This window comes from Halodesulfovibrio marinisediminis DSM 17456 (assembly GCF_900129975.1).
GTDB lineage: Bacteria > Desulfobacterota > Desulfovibrionia > Desulfovibrionales > Desulfovibrionaceae > Halodesulfovibrio > Halodesulfovibrio marinisediminis.
This window is the reverse complement of sequence record NZ_FSRG01000007.1, coordinates 40,239-59,202: the sequence shown is the minus strand read 5'-3', so window position 1 is coordinate 59,202 and position 18,964 is coordinate 40,239. Positions and strand designations below refer to the sequence as shown.

16 protein-coding genes and 1 tRNA gene are annotated in these 18,964 nt (G+C 46.1%); 1 reads left to right on the top strand and 16 read right to left on the bottom strand.

Annotated elements, in window-relative coordinates:
- Positions 1 to 36: 36 nt before the first annotated feature.
- From purT to BUR09_RS14340, 3 genes are all read right to left on the bottom strand, one after another.
- Positions 37 to 1,218 carry a formate-dependent phosphoribosylglycinamide formyltransferase gene (purT, locus tag BUR09_RS14350; RefSeq protein WP_074217646.1) on the bottom strand — a complete coding sequence of 394 codons (1,182 nt, stop codon included), beginning with the start codon at positions 1,216 to 1,218 and terminating at the stop codon, positions 37 to 39.
- Positions 1,219 to 1,445: 227 nt separating this feature from the next.
- On the bottom strand, positions 1,446 to 3,068 hold the full coding sequence (locus BUR09_RS14345) for a diguanylate cyclase domain-containing protein (RefSeq protein ID WP_074217645.1): 1,623 nt from the start codon (positions 3,066 to 3,068) through the stop codon (positions 1,446 to 1,448).
- A 230-nt stretch (positions 3,069 to 3,298) separates the two neighbouring features.
- Entirely contained in the window at positions 3,299 to 3,565 is a 267-nt protein-coding gene (locus BUR09_RS14340) for a hypothetical protein (protein ID WP_074217644.1), read from the bottom strand.
- Between the two features lie 264 nt (positions 3,566 to 3,829).
- On the opposite strand from BUR09_RS14340, the gene BUR09_RS14335 reads away from it, so the two are divergent.
- Positions 3,830 to 4,003 carry a MarR family transcriptional regulator gene (locus BUR09_RS14335; RefSeq protein WP_074217643.1) on the top strand — a complete coding sequence of 58 codons (174 nt, stop codon included), beginning with the start codon at positions 3,830 to 3,832 and terminating at the stop codon, positions 4,001 to 4,003.
- Positions 4,004 to 4,137: 134 nt separating this feature from the next.
- Here the strand turns inward: BUR09_RS14335 and BUR09_RS14330 are convergent, their stop codons facing one another.
- From BUR09_RS14330 to BUR09_RS14270, 13 genes are all read right to left on the bottom strand, one after another.
- The gene (locus BUR09_RS14330; RefSeq protein WP_074217642.1) at positions 4,138 to 4,863 is read right to left on the bottom strand and encodes a TIGR04282 family arsenosugar biosynthesis glycosyltransferase; all 726 of its coding nucleotides are present in this window, start codon (positions 4,861 to 4,863) and stop codon (positions 4,138 to 4,140) included.
- 5 nt (positions 4,864 to 4,868) lie between these two features.
- The gene (locus BUR09_RS14325; protein ID WP_074217641.1) at positions 4,869 to 5,597 is read right to left on the bottom strand and encodes a TIGR04283 family arsenosugar biosynthesis glycosyltransferase; all 729 of its coding nucleotides are present in this window, start codon (positions 5,595 to 5,597) and stop codon (positions 4,869 to 4,871) included.
- A gap of 99 nt (positions 5,598 to 5,696) precedes the next feature.
- A complete protein-coding gene (locus BUR09_RS14320; protein ID WP_074217640.1) occupies positions 5,697 to 8,126 on the bottom strand; it encodes a Lon protease family protein in 2,430 nt (809 codons plus the stop codon).
- A 351-nt stretch (positions 8,127 to 8,477) separates the two neighbouring features.
- The gene (tkt, locus tag BUR09_RS14315; protein WP_074217639.1) at positions 8,478 to 10,475 is read right to left on the bottom strand and encodes a transketolase; all 1,998 of its coding nucleotides are present in this window, start codon (positions 10,473 to 10,475) and stop codon (positions 8,478 to 8,480) included.
- Positions 10,476 to 10,589: 114 nt separating this feature from the next.
- The gene (gene rpe, locus BUR09_RS14310; protein WP_074217638.1) at positions 10,590 to 11,246 is read right to left on the bottom strand and encodes a ribulose-phosphate 3-epimerase; all 657 of its coding nucleotides are present in this window, start codon (positions 11,244 to 11,246) and stop codon (positions 10,590 to 10,592) included.
- A gap of 88 nt (positions 11,247 to 11,334) precedes the next feature.
- On the bottom strand, positions 11,335 to 11,742 hold the full coding sequence (locus BUR09_RS14305) for a MerR family transcriptional regulator (RefSeq protein WP_074217637.1): 408 nt from the start codon (positions 11,740 to 11,742) through the stop codon (positions 11,335 to 11,337).
- Positions 11,743 to 11,770: 28 nt separating this feature from the next.
- Positions 11,771 to 14,179: a phenylalanine--tRNA ligase subunit beta gene (gene pheT / locus BUR09_RS14300; RefSeq protein ID WP_074217636.1), complete on the bottom strand. Its 2,409-nt coding sequence runs from the start codon at positions 14,177 to 14,179 to the stop codon at positions 11,771 to 11,773.
- A 17-nt stretch (positions 14,180 to 14,196) separates the two neighbouring features.
- On the bottom strand, positions 14,197 to 15,234 hold the full coding sequence (gene pheS, locus BUR09_RS14295; RefSeq protein WP_074217635.1) for a phenylalanine--tRNA ligase subunit alpha: 1,038 nt from the start codon (positions 15,232 to 15,234) through the stop codon (positions 14,197 to 14,199).
- A 16-nt stretch (positions 15,235 to 15,250) separates the two neighbouring features.
- Complete coding sequence (gene rplT / locus BUR09_RS14290; RefSeq protein WP_066856710.1) at positions 15,251 to 15,604, bottom strand: 50S ribosomal protein L20; 354 nt, start codon at positions 15,602 to 15,604, stop codon at positions 15,251 to 15,253.
- 88 nt (positions 15,605 to 15,692) lie between these two features.
- Positions 15,693 to 15,890 (bottom strand): 50S ribosomal protein L35, encoded by a 198-nt coding sequence (gene rpmI, locus BUR09_RS14285; protein WP_074217634.1) that lies wholly within the window; start codon positions 15,888 to 15,890, stop codon positions 15,693 to 15,695.
- A 184-nt stretch (positions 15,891 to 16,074) separates the two neighbouring features.
- The gene (gene infC, locus BUR09_RS14280) at positions 16,075 to 16,581 is read right to left on the bottom strand and encodes a translation initiation factor IF-3 (protein WP_139296863.1); all 507 of its coding nucleotides are present in this window, start codon (positions 16,579 to 16,581) and stop codon (positions 16,075 to 16,077) included.
- Positions 16,582 to 16,606: 25 nt separating this feature from the next.
- Entirely contained in the window at positions 16,607 to 18,541 is a 1,935-nt protein-coding gene (gene thrS / locus BUR09_RS14275) for a threonine--tRNA ligase (RefSeq protein ID WP_074217632.1), read from the bottom strand.
- A 73-nt stretch (positions 18,542 to 18,614) separates the two neighbouring features.
- Positions 18,615 to 18,689 (bottom strand) — tRNA-Val (locus BUR09_RS14270).
- Positions 18,690 to 18,964 lie beyond the last annotated feature (275 nt).

Genomic DNA, 18,964 nt, shown 5'->3' with positions numbered 1-18,964 from the left:
TGCGACTCGAAAAACACACCCTGAATATTACTCTACTTAAAACGTCACAGTAACGGCTGAAGATGCACGCTTTGCTTTTGCTTTCGCCTTTTCAATATCTTCATCAAGAGCGAGAGCTACACCCAAACGACGACGTCCCTGCACTTCTGCTTTACCGAAAAGGAGAAGCTGGGTTTCCGGCTCACTCAACGCTTTATCCAGACCAGAGAAAGTTGCGCCTGTTCCGTGTCCTTCAACAAGAACAACGCTGGATGCAGCAGCACCACGCTGAACAATTTCCGGAATAGGAAGACCGAGAATCGCACGAGCGTGCAATGCAAACTCACTGAGGTTCTGGGAAATCACAGTCACAAGACCTGTATCATGCGGACGTGGTGAAACTTCGCTGAAGATAACATCATCGCCCTTAATGAAAAGTTCCACCCCAAAAATACCAAATCCGCCTAAAGCATCTGTCACAGTGCGGGCAATTTCGCGTGCACGTTCCAGCGCAATGGCGGACATAGGCTGAGGCTGCCATGACATCCGGTAGTCTCCGTCTTCCTGATAATGACCAATCGGGTCGCAGAAGCTTGTTCCACCGGCATGGCGAACGGTCAGCAATGTAATCTCGTAGTCAAACTTAACGAAGCCTTCGATAATGATTCTTCCGCCGCCAGTACGACCGCCTTCCTGCGAGTATTTCCATGCTGTGTCAACATCTGCTTCTGCTTTGACGGTGCTCTGTCCTTTACCGGAAGAACTCATAACCGGCTTAACAACGCACGGCATACCCACTTCTGCAACAGCAGCGCGGTACTCTTCTTCGGTATCAGCAAAACGGTAAGGTGAAGTCGGCACACCAAGGTCTTCAGCGGCTAAACGGCGAATACCTTCACGGTTCATGGTAAGCCATGTTGCCTTAGCAGTTGGAACAACAGTTACACCTTCTTTTTCAAGCTCAAGAAGAGTGTCAGTTGCAATTGCTTCGATTTCAGGAACAATTAAATCAGGCTGTTCCTTTTCCACTACGTCCCGCAACGCTTTGCCATCAAGCATATTGATAGCGTAAGAGCGATGAGCAACCTGCATGGCGGGAGCATTCTCGTAACGGTCAACCGCAACTACTTCCGCACCAAGGCGCATTGCCTCAATGGCCACTTCCTTACCAAGCTCGCCCGAGCCGAGTAACAGAATTTTTGTTGCAGAATGAGTTAAGGGGGTTCCAATTGATGCCATGTCGCTGCTCCTGTCAAATTTGGGAATCACTATGACTATAATTCTGGTGCACAGTACACCTTTTCTGCGGGGGATTTGTCATACTTTTTCGCCTGTTGCAAGGGAGTGTCTAAAGTTGTCTCATTACATTCCCAGCACTGCATCCCACTGAAAAGAATAAAAAAAAGAGAATGATGCCAAGCTACTCTCGACAATCATTCTCTTTATATCACATTAGCAACACAAGCTTATATTGCGATGTCGTCATCCTGCTCTGAATAGATAGATATTGTATTCTTACCTTCATTCTTAGAGTCGTACATGGCAACATCAGCCCGTTTCATCAAATCATCAGCTCCGGATATGTCACTGCTCCACCCTGCTATGCCGATGCTTGCTTTTACATACACTTCGCTTCCGCATTCCAAAATAACCGGCTCCTGAAATGATGTCAGAATATTAAATGCAATTTCTTCCGCTTTATCGCTGCCCGGCATATTTTCAAGAAGAATGACATATTCATCGCCCCCTATTCGAGCAACAGTATCCGTAAGCCGAACATTCTTCCGTAATACGGACGCCACATGACGAAGAACAATATTACCGGCTTCGTGTCCGTACCGGTCATTCACAAATTTAAAATCATCTAGATCAATATAAAGAACAAAGAATGGGACATTGCTTATTCGCGACTTCTCACAGGCTTCCTCAAGCCTTGAAAACATATGCCGCAAGTTAGATAAACCTGTCAGCCAATCATTATGTGCCAGTTCCTCTAATTCTTCCCTGTGCTCCTGACCTTGCTGAATAATAAGAAGGGTAAACCACAGCGTGCTGACTGCTATTGCAGAAAGAACAATCCAGCCCCACACACATGTAGTAAAAACATCGTCCTTCAATGCAGTGAGTTTTTCTTCGCTTACATGCTGCATAACAACCCACTTATACGGGCTTACAGCCACAGGAGGTTCTACATGCCGCCCCTTATCAAGATTAGGGAATATAGCAAAGGACGGGGTCACAGTTCTCCAAGTAAACAGACCGTCCCCATTCCGAATCTGACCTGAAGCACCCTTCTGCGTCTGTTCCCAAATAATCGGATACGTTGCTGCTAACGTTTTATTACTTGCTGTATTATCGTCTTTTTCAAACATAAATGCCCAGCAGGCATCTTTGTCATCAGATACAAGCCAGTAGCCCTGAGCATTCAGCAACATTGCATTACTCAATGTATCAGATGCTGCTTCCTGAAAATGCTCCAACATTTCAGAAGCATAAAAGTTAAGTACAACAAACCCGACACGCACACCCGCTGCGTTTATAACAGGAGTCACAAAGCGGATAACAGGCACGTATGGTACTTCTATTTTGTTATTTTCTATATTGAGATCAAGAGGAGAAACATAAACGTCACCAGCTCCCAAACGCATTGCCGCTTTTACATATTCCCGATGGGCTTTCAATTGCAGTTCGTCCTGAGGAACAACTCGAATCTGACCGTGTTCACGATTTATTCGAACTTTCTCATATCCCGTAGCATCCAGAAAACGTACCTGACCATATCCCCGTTTATTTTCTGCAAAGGCATAAAGAACCTGCAAGACATCGTCCCTAGATACCGCATTGTCACTCATTCTATAGGAAAGAATATCAGCAAGGATACGTACATCAGCAAAAGGGACGCTAAAATCCTCCACCAAACTGTATTGCCGAATACTTACAGCCCGATTTTGATCTACACGCACCAACTCTTCTTTTCCGGTAACCTTATCTTGATAGATTGCTGTTATAACCAAGAAAACAACATAACAACAAGCTACAGAGATAATACAAAAAGCCTTGAACAGGCTTGAATTTAACCTCCACCTCATATTTCCCCCGAAAAGCAACTGGTCACTGGAGCTTCGAATGATGATTCCATGAACATCTCAAATAATTATATGGCACGAGACAGTTTATTATAAAAATTCCATGGTAAATTGAACTACGTATAACGAAACACAAAAGATTAACAAAGTAAAACTCTTTGCCATAACGCAAAAAAGATCGGACTGCATCGCAATCCGATCTTTTTCTGTTAGTACTAATAACAATTTTTTTCTTATAGAAACCAAAGTAAAAAAACATCTTGCGGAAAATCTGTAACAAGAAAGAATAAAGCAAAGAACAGTTGTGTGAAAATAACAAGAACATAGAGTGGAAGTTCTTCCGAACGCTTTATCACTTCAACAAAGTGGGATTCTCCGGACGCAATATCACGAATAACCCAAATCAGGAACATGACTCCCACACCCCACTGCCAGTTAAAAATAATGCAGAGTAACGCAAAAACCAGTGCGCAAATTGTCCGCCATCTTTCTGCAAACATAGTCCACTCCCTTTTCCTCCTGCCGACACATGCAGGGCTGTAGCTCAGTTTTAGGATAATGGAACTATTCTACCTTCCAGCCAGTCTTTCGGGCAATAACTATCAACATTTATTCTTTATAGTATGCATAGTTATACCTGCTATACTTCTGGCAGTTTATTCGTTCGCCAATTATCAACATTTCATAATGAAACTAGTTGACAGCACCCGACCTTATCGATAATAGGAATCCATATTAATAAAGAAAAACATCAGGAGTTCCCCATGGAAGCTAAAGTTCTTGAAGCAATGAAAAATGCAGGCAAACCTGTTCGTCCTGGAGAAGTAGCAGAAGCTTTAGGTGTAGACAGCAAAGAAGTGTCTAAAGCAATCAAAAAGCTCAAAGAAGCTGGAGAGATTCATTCTCCTAAGCGTTGCTACTACGCTCCTACAGAATAATATACTCCGCTTTACAACATGCCCAGCAAACCTCCTTCACCTCTGTTAGCTACAACGGCATGTTACCAAGGCAAAAAAATAGCCTGCATCACTTTGTGATGCAGGCTATTTTTTATTATCTGGTTAAAATAAAATTAGTCATCCAGACGACAATGCGATGGTAAGTCAACGTCGAACTCACGAATCAGTTTTGCATGCTCGCGCAAAATTGCATACGTGGATGACTTACGGAACGAACTGTTACGGTTTGTTCTAAGCAGCAGGTTCAAATCCCAAATGGTATCCACATCATTCCAATCAGGAAGACGAATAAGCTCAAGATCTGCTTCTTGAAGCTTTAACAATGTCGCACGATATACATCACGTGTTGACCACGGGATATCGTCAAAAACTTCTGGAATAAAGGTGTCCTTTCTGAAACCGATCAGGTAGTAACCACCGTCATACGATGGGCCTAACGCAGCGTCCTGCATATCAAGATCTAAAAATGCCTTAGTAATCAGTTCCGGCGGAAAGTCCGGAATGTCGCTGCCGATAATAATCACACGCTGGAAACCTTCATCAAAAGCAGCCTGCATGGCATGCTTCATACGCGCGCCGATATCATCTCCAACCTGCTCACGGTATTCGTACTGAGGACCAAGCCAGCTTTTAAAATCCTTTTCCGGGTCATCAGTGCCGCAAGGCGCATAACAAATGCGCAGTTGTGATTCTACCTTCTCAAAGCCCTTGAGCATATCCTGTACAAAATGACGGTACAATGAGGTAGCGACATCTTCGCCAATAACTTTGGCAAGCCGTGTTTTTACGTTACCGAGATTTGGATACTTAATAAAAAAAAGAATACATGTGTCGGTCATTAAAGCTACCCCTTCATGGCGCGATACCAATTCGAAAGTGTTTGAGCAGAAACCCCTGCCCCATATAATAAACGCAACAGCACGTTGCGTAACGTACATCTGTACATCCCTTCCGCTTCCCACCTGCGAGCAGATGTAGAAATCGGAGTATCGATTATTGCGAGAGGATCGTTACGGTCGCGAATTCTACGCATAATCTCAACATCTTCCATGAGCGGAATGGGAGCATATCCTGAAATTTCTTCAAAATATGATCGTACAAAAAACTGTGCCTGATCCCCATACGGCGTACGGGTAATCCGGTTACGCCAGTTCGACAACTTACTTACAAGGTATAAGAACCTGCTGTCACTGGCAATGGACAGGCTAAATGCGCCTGCCTTTGCACTAACTCCCGACGCCCTGTCCTTTCTCAATGCATCCTGAATAAGGTCAAAGGCGCCTACAGGAAGGACAGTATCTGCATGCAGAAACAACAAAACATCACCTGTTGCCATAGCCGCACCAGCATTCATTTGCATGGCCCGCCCTTGAGGAGACTTCACTTGAATTACTTCTTCATTCTCAATCGCTGCAAGTGTTGATGCTTCCGGATCACCATCTGCAACAATCACCTGCACAGAAGGAGAACACATAGCTTCTGCCGCACGCTGATAGACATGCACAATGCGTTCATTAATCCCTTTGGCTTCATACCAAACAGGAATGACGACACTTACAGAAAATGAATTCATATCCCCTCGAAAACAATAGATGTACTTCTATAGTACATACACAATACCATGCCCGCAAGCCGTGCTTGACAATACTACTATTTGATGCACTGACTCAGGTTATTTTTTATTCTTTTTATAAGCATGAGTAGCAAGACGACCAAGCTCTTTCAGACGACGGTCAACACGGTCAAACAGAAGGTCCTTGGTAAAGGAACCATCTTTACGTCTGGAACCACACTTCATACCTGTAAGCAGTTCAAGAGCTTCTTCAATATGCGCTACAGGGTAAATACTAAAGAGACCTTCATCTACCTTGTCGGCAATCTCACGTTTCAGCATGAGCTGATCTACATTATCCCTGGGAATAATAACGCCCTGCTGCCCTGTAAGTCCACGACGGGAACAGATATCAAAGTACCCTTCAATTTTGCGGGTAACACCGCCCACAGCGAGAATTTCACCACTTTGTGAAACCGCACCGGTAAAAGCAAGCGATTGTGTCACCGGCACCTCTGCAAGAGAAGAAAGCAACGCCACAAGTTCTGCACCAGAAGCTGAATCGCCTTCGATGCCTGCATAGCCTTGCTCAAAATACAATGAACCGGTCAGTACCAGAGGTTTGTTGTGAGCAAACATACCGATGAGATAACTTTTCAGAATCATCATCGCCTTGGTATGGATCGGTCCACTCAACTCTGCTTCACGTTCAAGGTCGATAACACCGCCATGCCCAACACCTACGGTAGAAGCAATCTGGTGCGGCAAACCAAATTCAAAGTCGCCATACATGGAGACAGACAAGCCATTAACACGGCCAATCTTTTCACCATGTGTGGTTACTTTGATCAAATCACGATCGTATTCTTCAAAGAATAATTCTTCGTACAAGTTATTACGGTAATGACGTGTGACAAGCGTCTTGTGGACAGTAGCACCATCTACAGCTTTCTTTTTATCCATTGAAGCCAGTGCAGATGCCTCAATCATAATCTCCCTAAGCAGTGGAAACTTGAGTGAAAGGCGAGTCTGGTCTTCAACAATACGAGAGCCATAATCAATAACTTCTGCCATTGCATCTTTAGAAAACGGCAACAAGTCATTGTCATCAATGATACCTGCCATACGATGCATGTACACAGCATAGCCTTCTTTGCCGCGCAGCATGGAATCATTCAGGTGAGCTTTTATTTTAAAAAGCTTTGGAAAACGATCATCCGATTCAAGCAACTGCTCGTAAAAACCTTCATTACCAATCAGGATTACTTTCAGATCCAGCAAAAGCGGTTCAGGTTCAATACCTTTGGTCTTCATTGCTTCCTGTCCTTCTTCGCTGTCCTCTATGCGGACAATACCGGAACGCAAGGCACGCATAAGCCCTTCCCATGAACCGTGCTGGGAAAGAATATCTTCAATATGGAGTAATAGAAAACCACCGTTTGCCTGATGGATAGAACCAGACTTAATGAGTGAGAAATCTGTAATTAACGCACCCATTTCTGCTTCGCGTTCAATGCAACCAAGCAAGTTTGCTACCGTCGGATGATCATCCAGAATAATCGGTGCACCTTTTGTTTCAGCATGATCTACAAAGACGTTAATTTCGTACGGTGCGGTTGCATCTTCAGGATGCTGTTGCTGCAAGGCTTCAGGTAAAGACAAAGGAATTGCTGACGATTCTTTCGGCAGAAGCGCTTCAACATGCTCTAAAATATCTTCTTTAGCTGCCTTGAAGAACTCTGAAAGAGCTTCACTCTCACAACATTCCTCATATTCTTTAATGGTCGGATGTAGCAGTTCTTCAAGAACTTCAGTTGTCAGTTCCTTCTCTAAATTTTTCTCTTTAGTGCGCAATGCCTGCTCGGCATTATTCATGTTGCGTAACAACGTGTTCAACGCATGCAACAGCTTGTCGCCCTTGGCTTTCAGACTTTTTTTCAAGCCTTCGTCGATACGCTCGAATTCTTCTTCGGAAAGGCGTTTACCCTCGATGAGCGGGTACAACGTAATGCTGCCCTGCTCATCCAGATCCATATGGAATCCTTCTTTTTCAGCAATGGAATCCATCTCTTTAAACAAAGAATCACGTTCTTCAGCGAACTGATCCATGATGATTGTGCGTTTCTTAAGATAGCTGTCACTATCGAAACGCTTAGGCAATTCCTTACGAACATTAGAAATAGCCTGAGAAAAATCCTGCTTTAACGCCCTGCCTTTGCCTGCTGGAACTGTCAGCAAAATAGGTGCGTCCGGATCTTCAAAATTGTTCACGTACAGCATATCCGGAGGAGTCGGCAAAGCCTTTGCTCTCTCGCGCAAAAATTCTTGCAACATATAATTGCGGCCAAGGTTCGCACAACCGGCTAAAAAGATGTTGTAGCCGTAGTCTTTAATATTAAGCGCGAGCTCAAGTGCCTGCATCGCACGAGGCTGCGGTGCGTGAACAGCCGCTTTATCTAACTTGATATCGCTGCTGTTTTTGTACGGAATATGAGAAAGCGCAAGTTTTGCGCGTAATTTCTTGGCAGAAAGAGGCCGAATTTTGCTCATGATGCTCCAGTTATGAGTGCTAACTGATTTGAATGTTATGCTTATCTTCAGTACATAATACCATACGCCTAGCCTACAGCGTCGTGTTAGTACCGATTATAAATATACCCGTTTGATTTTTGAATGTCACTACCATGTGGTTCTTACTGTTCTTTTCATACCATCCGCACATACTGCAACAACTTTTGGCAAATCTCAGTATAAGGACACGACTTTTTACATGGTACACCAAAAAAAGCATGAATAAAAGAAAGCCCCAAACACGCATTGCGTGTTTGGGGCTTAAACTCTATTCAGTACCTGCGGTATGAAGAAACTCAACACCGCTAAGAAACAGACTGAAAACCAGTCCTAGCGCATAGTTTCTTCAGCAGCTTCTACAACGTGCTCAACAGTAAAGCCGAAGTGCTTGAAGAGTTCACCTGCAGGTGCAGATTCACCGAAGGAGGTCATGCCGATTACGCGGCCTGCAAGACCAACATATTTGTACCAGAAATCAGCTGATGCTGCTTCGATAGCAACACGAGCAGCAACAGAAGAAGGCAGTACGCTTTCTTTGTATTCTGCATCCTGAGCATCAAAGACTTCAGTACAAGGCATGGAAACAACGCGAACCTTACGGCCTACTTTAGTAAGACGGTCGTATGCTTCAACAGCAAGGCCTACTTCAGAACCGGTCGCGATAAGGATACACTCTGGGGTACCTTCGCAGTCACGAAGGACGTAACCACCACGCTTAACGTTCGCAAGAGCTTCCTCAGAACGAGCCATGAATGGCAGGGTCTGGCGAGACATAGAGAAGCAAGTAGGAGCATTCTTGGTTTCGATACCAGCTTTCCATGCTTCGATGGATTCAACTGTATCGCAAGGACGCCATACGTAGCAGTTCGGAGTCATACGCAAACCAGCAAGGTGTTCTACTGGCTGGTGAGTTGGGCCGTCTTCGCCAAGACCGATGGAATCGTGGGTAAGTACCCAGAGAGTACGAACGCCCATGAGAGCGGAAAGACGGATTGCATTTTTTGCGTAGTCGGAGAATACGAGGAAGGTGCCTGCGTAAGGAATGATACCGCCGTGCAGTGCCATACCGTTCATCATAGCACCCATGCCGAACTCACGTACGCCATAGGACATGTAGTTACCAGCCCAGTTCTCTTTGCAAAGAAGCTCGTACTGATCCCACTTGGTGCCTACAGAACCGGTGAGGTCTGCAGAACCGCCAAGGAGTTCAGGCATAGCTGGACCGAATGCGTTAAGTGCAACCGGAGAATCTTTACGTGTAGCAGCAGACTTAGCAGCTGCGTTTGCAGCATCAACAGCTTTCTGTGCGATATCTTCAAAAGATTCTGGAAGGTCGCCAGCCATGCGGCGGATAAATTCTTTAGAAAGTTCAGGATGTGCAATCTGGTAGCTTGCAAACATGCCGTCCCACTCTTTCTGAGCTGCTGCGCCGCGTTCACGGGAATCCCATGCTTCAGTAATTTCAGCAGGGATTTCAAACGCTGGATGTTCCCAACCAATTTCTTTACGAGTTGCAGCAATTTCTTCGTCACCAAGAGGTGCACCGTGAGTTGCAGCAGTGCCCTGTTTGTGAGGAGCACCGAAACCGATGATGGTGCGACAGCAGATAAGAGAAGGCTTAGCAGTTTCTGCTTTTGCTTCTTCTACAGCTTTTTTGATTGCTTCAGGGTTATGGCCGTCGATGTCGCGGATAACATGCCAGCCGTAAGCTTCGTAGCGTGCAGCGGTATCTTCGTCGAACCAATGTCCAACTTTACCGTCAATGGAAATGCCATTATCGTCCCAGAATGCGATAAGCTTACCGAGACCAAGAGTACCGGCAAAGGAACATGCTTCGTGAGAAATACCTTCCATTAAACAACCATCACCCATGAAAACGTAGGTGTAGTGGTCTACAACGTCAAAACCATCGCGGTTGAAGTGCTCAGCAAGTGCTTTTTCAGCAACTGCCATACCCACTGCGGTAGCGATACCCTGACCAAGAGGGCCAGTAGTGAGCTCAACACCCGGAGTCATACCGTATTCTGGATGACCTGGAGTTTTTGAACCCATCTGACGAAAATTTTTAATGTCTTCGATGCTGAGGTCGTAACCGGAGAGATGCAACAAAGAGTAGATAAGCATAGAAGCGTGACCGTTAGACAGCACGAAACGGTCGCGGTTAGCCCATGCAGGGTTACTTGGGTTATGCTTAAGGAAGTCGTTCCAGAGAACTTCAGCAATATCTGCCATACCCATTGGCGCGCCTGGGTGGCCAGAGTTTGCTTTCTGCACAGCGTCCATGCTCAAAGCGCGGACTGCGTTGGCGAGGTCTTTACGAGACGGCATCGGTTCCTCCTGAAAGAATGATGCAATAAATTTTTTTCCAGCTGGTTGCTGAGGCAGTCGATAGACGTTAATTGCCGTTATGACAACTGGTGATAACGGCTATCAATTAACCCGCTATGCATTGCGAGCCACTTCTTCAAAAGTCTTCAGACGCTCAGCGTATGGTGGGAAACCAAAGAAAGCAGAACCGGATACAAGTACATCTGCACCATTACGTACCAATTCTGCGGTGTTCTCAGGATCAACCCCGCCATCAACCTGAATGAGAGTTGAAAGACCACGCTGTTTAATCATGCTGGAAAGTTCTGCAACTTTACGCATGCTGAAAGGAATAAATTTCTGTCCGCCGAAGCCCGGGTTAACACTCATGATGAGAACCATGTCCAGTTCGTCGAGAACGTAATCAAGCACAGAAAGAGGAGTATGAGGGTTGAGTGCTACACCTGCCTGAGCACCGTTGCGTTTAATCTCCGCAATAGTACGTTCAAGGTGGTTAGTCGCTTCTGCATGGATAACAACCATATCTGCACCGGCATCCACAAAGTCATTAACGTAACGCTCTGGCTGCTGAACCATTAAATGTACATCAAAAAAGAGATTACTTTTTTTGCGGAGGCATTTAATGATTGGTGCTCCAAGAGTAATGTTAGGTACAAACATGCCGTCCATGACATCCCAGTGTACCCATTTCAGTCCTGCCTGTTCGAGTGCCTGTAATTCTTCAGCAATTCTGCCGAAGTCAGAAGACAATAACGAAGGTGAAAGGATCATAGTATATTCTCTGTGGCTTTCGCCGGTTATGGTACTGTGTTGGTGTGCTCGTCCCCAACGGACGGACCACACAAAAAAGACGGGTTCATCAATGACGACCCGTTATGAGCATATTACGGAGTGATGTGAGTTCCGAAATAATCTCCTCAACATCAATGATACCGGTCTCTTTTGCATAGAGAGGCGTTTCGGTACCATTCCCCGCACAAAAAGCCTCTATCTCCGGTCCGGGTTGTTCCGGACCGGTGATAGAGCCATACATTTCTTCATATTGACCAAGCACCTTTCTGGCACCTTCAATGGTCAATCCGCGTTCGTAAAGCAAATGCCGTATCGCCCGCAGCAGAAGGACATTCTGCTCGGAATACATACGCTGTCCTTTCTGGGTGCGTATAGGGATGAGCTGTTTAAATTCTGTTTCCCAAAACCGCAACACGTACGGCTTCAAGTTCAGCAGGGTAGCAGCCTCTCCGATACGATAGGTCTTTGCTTTCATACGTCTCCCCTGCAGAGCTGTTTGCTAACTAAATGCGAACAGGCAATGCACTTTCGAGAGATTTAACCACCTTTTTACGCTCTTTGTCCACATCCTTATCTTTCAGTGTCTTAGAACTATGACGGAAGGTAAGGCGGAAGGTCAAATTGCGCGTTTCTTCTGCTTCTTCAGAAGCTTCAGGTACGAACACGTCGATCAGTTCCATCTTCTCAAGAAGCGGCAATTTAGTTGCAGCAACCTGATCGAAGATAGCCTGAACGTTAAGTGTAATCGGAGCGATTACAGTGATGTCGTTCCAAGCAGACTGATGCACAGGCAGGCTGGAGAACTTGATGCTGCTTGCAACATACATTTTTCTCAGCACGTCTGTATCGAGGTCTACGAACCAGACATCTTTTTTAGCGTTGTAGGCATCAGCAATCTCAGGATTGATTCTGCCGATAGTACCAACCTTCTGGTCACCCACTACAACGTCTACAGCCGGAGACATCCATGCATGCTCTTCTGCAAGAGTAAAGCTAGCTTCACCAACCTGCAGGTGTGCAAGAAGATGTTCTACACAGCCTTTAATATCTGCATACTCTGCATCAGCAGCCATACGCGGGTACGCGGTATCAAAACGGTCACCGTAGAACAGAATGTTCAAGCGGCCGGATTCGCGAACAGTTGTATCGCTTGTTTCATCAGCTTCAAAGATATGCGCAAGTTCGAACAAACGCAGACCAGTGTTGCCATGACCCAAGTTATGACGAAGGTTCTGCAGAAGACCTGGAGCAAGCTCCGTACGCATCGCATCCTGCTCAGAAGAAAGCGGGTTCATAATAGTGATGCGGTTATCTTTTGGCAGATTGAACAGATCAAGATCTGCATGACCAACGAAGGAGTAGTTGATTGCTTCGTTAAGACCAAGGCCGCAACCCCAAGCCTTAATGAGAGACCAGAACTCGTATTCGTTGCAATCGTCATTACGTGCTGCGAGAGTACGTTTTACCTGAGGAAGAACAGGCTCGATACGGTCCATGCCATATACGCGTGCCACTTCTTCAATAAAGTCTACTTCACGCTCGTAGTCGAGGCGGTTGCTTGGAGGTACTACAGTCCAGTTCTCAGTATCTGCACCGGAAATAGTACAACCGAGCTTTTCAAGGGTAGCTTTACAGAAAGCATCATCCACATCTACACCGAGAAGATCGCGACAGCGCTGCGGGCGGAACTGAAGCTCAGGGGCAGCCCAAGGCTTTGGTTCAGCTTTGCAAACGCCTTTACGAACGGTAGCGCCAGTAAGCTCAGCAAGCATAACTGCTGCGCGATCCATTGCCTCTGGGCAATTTAACTGGTCAACACCGCGCTCAAAGCGGAAAGAAGCATCAGATGAGAGAGCAAGACGACGTGCGGTGCGACGAACAGTTGCTGGATGGAACACTGCAGATTCAAGGAAAATGCGTGTAGAACCATCATGGATTTCACTGTTAGCGCCACCCATAACACCAGCAAGCGCAACGCTTTTGCTGCCGTCTTTAATCATAAGGTCAGTTGCTTTAAGAGTGCGTTCCTGCTCATCAAGAGTAGTAAACTTTTCACCTTCAGCAGCAGTGTCCACAACGATCTTAGCGCCTTCAAGACGATCAAGATCGAATGCGTGGAGAGGCTGACCAAAACCCATCATGATGTAGTTGGTTACGTCTACAATGTTAGAAATTGGACGTAAGCCAATAGCAACGAGACGGTAACGCATCCATTCAGGAGACTTACCAATGGAAGCACCTTCGAGGATACGGCCGTAGTAACAGTAACAGTTATCTGCGTCGGCAATTTCAATTGCAACTTCTTCAGAGCAATCGTCGCCGGACTCAACAAGACTGTATTCAGGTACGGTGAGTGGCAGATCAAAAGCAAGTGCAACCTCACGAGCAATACCGAGTACGCTCAAGGAGTCTGCACGGTTAGGAGTGATGGAAATATCCAGCACTTCTTCATCAAGCTTCAAAGACTCAACAAGGTTTGCACCTGGTACAAACTCTTCAGAAAGCTCCATGATGCCATCATGTTCATCTGACAGACCAAGCTCACGCTCGGAACAAATCATACCCATGGATGGAATACCACGAAGTTTAGTCTTTTTGATCTTGGTGCCGTCAGGCATTACAGAGCCAACTTTAACTACAGCTACTTTCAGTCCCTTACGAACGTTCGGTGCACCGCAGACAATGTTTAACGGCTCTTCTTCGCCAACATCAACCTTACACACAGAAAGTTTTTCTGCTTCAGGGTGTTTCTCACACTCAATAACATGACCGATAACCATTGGCTTAATGCCTTCAAATGGACGAAGTACTTCTTCCACTTCAAGACCAAGCATGGTCAGCGCGTCATCAAGTTCCTGAATTGTTCCGGTAAACGGAACAAACTCTTTCAACCAGTTGATACTTAAAAGCATGGTACTATTCTCCCCTGCTAGATGAACTGGTTAAGGAAACGCACATCGTTCTCGAAGAACATGCGGAGGTCACCAATGCCGTACTTAAGCATTGCAACACGTTCCACACCAAGACCGAAGGCAAAGCCGGTGTATTTTTCCGGATCATAGCCAACTTTCTTGAACACTTCAGGATCGACCATGCCACAACCAAGGATTTCAACCCAGCCTGTCTGCTTGCAGACACGGCATGGCTGACCGCCAACTTCACCTTCACCACCACACATGCAGCAAGAAATATCCACTTCAACACTAGGTTCAGTGAACGGGAAGAAGCTTGGACGGAAACGAACTTTGGTTTCCGGTCCGAATACTTTCTGCAAGAAGGCAGTAAGAGTACCACGAAGCTCAGCAAGGCTTACTTTCTCACCAACCAACAGACCTTCGATCTGGTGGAACATTGGGGTGTGAGTGAGGTCGGAGTCACGACGGTACACTTTACCCGGTGCGATAATAGCAAGCGGCGGCTCCTGCTTGAGCATAGTACGTGCCTGCATTGGGGATGTGTGTGTACGCAGAAGAATATTATCTGTTACGTACAGGGTATCCTGCATATCACGCGCCGGGTGCTCTGGAGGCAGGTTAAGCGCTTCAAAGTTATAAAAATCGTTTTCAACTTCAGGACCGGTTACGATGTCGTAGCCAAGACCTTTGAAGATATCACAGATTTCTGTCATCACCTTGGTAACAGGGTGTAAAGAACCCTGCCACGGCATACGTCCCGGCATGGAAGGGTCAAACTTAGCAAGTTTATCCGCTTCCGCTGCGTTTTCGAGCTTGGTTTTGCAATCATCGAGCATACCGGTGAGTTTGCCCTTAACGATGTTTGCAGTTTTACCAACTTCCGGACGCTCTTCTGGAGACAGTTCTGGAAGACGCTGCATGATCTGCGCGAGTTTACCCTTTCGGCCCAAGAAGGCTACACGCAAATCTTCCACTTCGCTTAATGAAAAAGCCTGATCCAGGCCGCTGTTAAGCTCCTGAACCAGGCTTTCTAATTCGTGAATCAGGCTCATACCTGAAAAACGCTACTTAGCTCAGCTTAGCTTTTGCAATTTCGCAAAGCTGTGCAAAGTGCTCTTTTTCGCGAACTGCAAGGTCAGCGAGGACCTTACGGTTCAGTTCAATACCAGCCAGGGCCAGGCCGTGCATGAACTTGCTGTAGGAGAGACCGTTCAAACGGGCACCTGCGTTGATACGCAGGATCCAAAGACGACGAAACTCGCGTTTCTTTGTCTTACGGTCACGGTAAGAATATACTAATGCATTTTCTACAGCTTCACGTGCTGTGCGGTACAGTTTAGAACGACCGCCACGGAAGCCTTTAGCCATCTTCAAATATTTCTTATGACGACGATGAGCCGCCAAGCCTCTCTTGACTCGCATGGATACCCTCCAGGGTCTTTGTCACTCCGTGAGGCGAGAGTTGTGCCAACGGAGCGCAGAAAAAAGTTATATACTAAAGTGATACGCCTTATGCGTATGGAAGCATACGGCGAACAGCTTTTTCGTTGCTTTTATCAACAATAGCAGACTGACCGAGGTTCATTTTACGCTTAGCATTTTTCTTAGTCAGGATGTGACGAAGGTTCTGCTTACGACGTTTGAACTTGCCGGTACCAGTCAAAGAAAAACGCTTTGCAGCGCCACGTCTGGTTTTAATCTTTGGCATGTTAATCTCCTTACCGTTATTGCTGCACTGTCATTCTACAGCGTAATGACAGCGCGCGAGAGAAAACCCCCTGTAGAACAGGGAGTTTTCGAAAAATTCCTCTGAGCAAAGCGCAGAATACGAAGTATGACTACGCGAAACGGGGATATTGCTCCAAATCAATCACAAAATCAAGCTCGAAAGCTTATTTTTTTGCAGTCGGTACCAGCAGCATGTGCAGGGTACGTCCCTCTGCGCGTGGCATCTGATCCACTTTTGCGATATCTTTGGTATCCTCCATAGCCCGTTCCAGAATTGCAAGACCGCGATCTTTATGAACGATTTCACGTCCACGGAAGAACACAGTAACCTTACAACGGTCACCGGCTTCGAGGAAACGTCGAATGTGCTTAAGCTTGGTCTGGTAATCATGCTCGTCAGTTTTTGGACGAACTTTGATTTCTTTAACCTGAACTACAGCAGCATTCTTCTTAGCTTCCTGTTTCTTCTTTTTCTGCTCGAACTTGTACTTACCATAGTCCATGATCTTGCAGACAGGTGGTTCAGCGTTAGCAGCCACCTCAACGAGGTCGAGTCCTTTTTCTTTAGCAATGTCGATAGCTTGGTTTCTGTTAAGAATACCCAACTGCTCACCGGTTTCGCTAATAACACGAACCTCACGCGCACGAATCTGTTCGTTGCGCTTAGTCATATCCTGCGGCTCTTGCCGACGATACTTAGGAAAAGCGATAGCTTAACCCTCCGCTTTTAAACGGTTCTTCACAATCAGCTTTAATAAGCTCTACCACTTCCGAAACGGATTTCAGACCAAGGTTTTCGCCCTTACGCATGCGTACGTTCACGCCTTGTTCTTCAACCTCTTTATCCCCGATAACTAGCATATACGGGATCTTAGAAACCTGGGCTTCACGAACTTTGTAGCCCAGCTTTTCATTACGAGTATCTGCTTCAACGCGAATGCCTTCTTTAAGAAGTTCCGCTTTGATTTTTTCTGCAAATTCGTTGTGTGCATCGGTAACGGTCAATACGCGTGCCTGTACTGGAGCAAGCCAAGTTGGGAATGCACCAGCATAGTGCTCAGTAAGAATACCGATAAAGCGTTCAACAGAGCCAAGAATTACGCGATGAACCATTACTGGACGGTGACGTTCACCATCCTCGCCCACGTAACCTAAGTCAAAGCGTTCTGGCAAGGTAAAATCACACTGAACGGTAGCACATTGCCATTCTCTGTCAAGACAGTCACGGAGCTTGATATCAATCTTAGGTCCGTAGAATGCACCGTCACCTTCGTTAATCTCGTAAGGAAGATCAATGGCTTTAAGCGCTTCAATCAAGGAATCCGTTGCCAGATCCCAATCTGCGTCATCACCAATGGATTTTTCAGGACGGGTGGAAAGCTCAAGAGAGTATTCAAAACCGAAAACATTCATAATGTCTTTAACGAAGTTAAGAACACCAACGATCTCTTCCTGAAGCTGGTCAGGTCGGCAAATAATATGAGCGTCATCCTGAGTGAACTGACGAACACGCATAAGACCGTGCAGAACGCCGGACTTTTCGTGACGGTGAACCACACCAAGCTCAAAGTAGCGCATTGGAAGGTCACGGTAACTGCGCATATGGGACTTGTAGATAAGCATGTGCGCAACACAGTTCATTGGCTTTACGCCGTATGGTACTTCATCAATTTCGGTGAAGTACATGTTCTCACGGTAGTTATCGTAGTGACCGGAACGTTCCCAAAGCTCGCGCTTAAGAATCTGCGGTGCCTGTACGATATCGTAACCGCGCTTCAAATGCTCTTTACGTTCGAAGTCTTCAAGGATGGTACGGATAAGAGCACCTTTAGGATGCCAGTAAGCCATACCAACGCCGCCTTCTTCCTGGAAGCTGAAGAGATCAAGTGCAGCACCGAGCTTGCGGTGGTCACGTTTTTTCGCTTCTTCAAGACGGGAAAGGTACTTTTTCAGCGCCTTAGGATCAGCAAATGCGGTACCGTAAATACGTGAAAGCATCGGGTTCTTTTCATCACCGCGCCAGTACGCACCAGCAACAGACATGAGTTTGAACGCTTTTACGTATCCGGTAGTTGGAAGATGGGGACCGCGGCAAAGGTCTGCAAACTCGCCGTGACGGTAGATGGACACTACGTCGTCGTCAACAGCGTCGATAAGCTCAAGCTTGTAGCTTTCACCCATATCGGCAAACATTTTTTTTGCTTCATCCTTGGAAACAACTTCGCAAGTAAACGGAGCTGCCTCACGGATAATCTTGGTCATTTCCGCTTCAATTGCCTCAAGGTCTTCAGTGGTAAACGGACGCTCTACGTCAAAGTCGTAGTAGAAGCCGTTCTCAATGGAAGGACCAATGGTAACTTTAGCGGAAGGGAACAGACGTTTTACTGCATCAGCCATGATGTGAGCAGTGGAGTGTCTGAGCAGATCAAGACCTTCCGGCGTGTCAGCGTATACAGGCGTGAGCTCTTCACAACCTGCTGGAATAGTTGCAGTGAGATCAAGCGTTGCCGTACCGCATTTTGCAGCCAGCACAGTCTTGAGTTTTTTACCGCTGAGTATTTCTCTCAGGGCATCACGGCAGCTTGCATCTGCTGCTACCTCTACAACTTGTCCTTCAATAGACACGTTCACGATGGCATCTCCTGAAAATTTTCATGTATATAAAAAAAAGGGAGGCTATCGCCTCCCTACAATCCGTCAGTGCTGGTAGGCACGAGCAGTATCGAACTGCTGACCCCTACCATGTCAAGGTAGTGCTCTACCACTGAGCTACGCGCCTACACCATTACGGCGAAGAAGGTATTTACGCATTCCCCACCCACTCGTCAAGAAGAAAAGATACACTCTTCTCTTTTTTCTTGCAAGCAAAGGAGACTCTTACCTTAGAATCCGACAACGCCCCTTATATAATGTTCCCTACAATTCGAACATGCGAAATTCAATACGATAGAAAACGAAAAAGCAGGAAATATATTTTTTCTTCAAACTATCCATGTTTTTTGACTCGGGTCACAGAATAAAACTTATGGGATAGGTAGGTTGCATTTAACGGCG

Excerpts from the sequence above, each read along its gene's own strand:
- rpmI (WP_074217634.1), bottom strand. The coding sequence starts at position 15,890 with ATGCCAAAGATTAAAACCAGACGTGGCGCTGCAAAGCGTTTTTCTTTG.
- BUR09_RS14325 (WP_074217641.1), bottom strand. The coding sequence starts at position 5,597 with ATGAATTCATTTTCTGTAAGTGTCGTCATTCCTGTTTGGTATGAAGCC.
- BUR09_RS14340 (WP_074217644.1), bottom strand. The coding sequence starts at position 3,565 with ATGTTTGCAGAAAGATGGCGGACAATTTGCGCACTGGTTTTTGCGTTA.
- BUR09_RS14335 (WP_074217643.1), top strand. The coding sequence starts at position 3,830 with ATGGAAGCTAAAGTTCTTGAAGCAATGAAAAATGCAGGCAAACCTGTT.
- tkt (WP_074217639.1), bottom strand. The coding sequence starts at position 10,475 with ATGCCGTCTCGTAAAGACCTCGCCAACGCAGTCCGCGCTTTGAGCATG.
- rplT (WP_066856710.1), bottom strand. The coding sequence starts at position 15,604 with ATGCGAGTCAAGAGAGGCTTGGCGGCTCATCGTCGTCATAAGAAATAT.
- BUR09_RS14345 (WP_074217645.1), bottom strand. The coding sequence starts at position 3,068 with ATGAGGTGGAGGTTAAATTCAAGCCTGTTCAAGGCTTTTTGTATTATC.
- purT (WP_074217646.1), bottom strand. The coding sequence starts at position 1,218 with ATGGCATCAATTGGAACCCCCTTAACTCATTCTGCAACAAAAATTCTG.
- pheS (WP_074217635.1), bottom strand. The coding sequence starts at position 15,234 with ATGAGCCTGATTCACGAATTAGAAAGCCTGGTTCAGGAGCTTAACAGC.
- infC (WP_139296863.1), bottom strand. The coding sequence starts at position 16,581 with ATGACTAAGCGCAACGAACAGATTCGTGCGCGTGAGGTTCGTGTTATT.
- BUR09_RS14320 (WP_074217640.1), bottom strand. The coding sequence starts at position 8,126 with ATGAGCAAAATTCGGCCTCTTTCTGCCAAGAAATTACGCGCAAAACTT.
- BUR09_RS14330 (WP_074217642.1), bottom strand. The coding sequence starts at position 4,863 with ATGACCGACACATGTATTCTTTTTTTTATTAAGTATCCAAATCTCGGT.
- pheT (WP_074217636.1), bottom strand. The coding sequence starts at position 14,179 with ATGCTTTTAAGTATCAACTGGTTGAAAGAGTTTGTTCCGTTTACCGGA.
- BUR09_RS14305 (WP_074217637.1), bottom strand. The coding sequence starts at position 11,742 with ATGAAAGCAAAGACCTATCGTATCGGAGAGGCTGCTACCCTGCTGAAC.
- rpe (WP_074217638.1), bottom strand. The coding sequence starts at position 11,246 with ATGATCCTTTCACCTTCGTTATTGTCTTCTGACTTCGGCAGAATTGCT.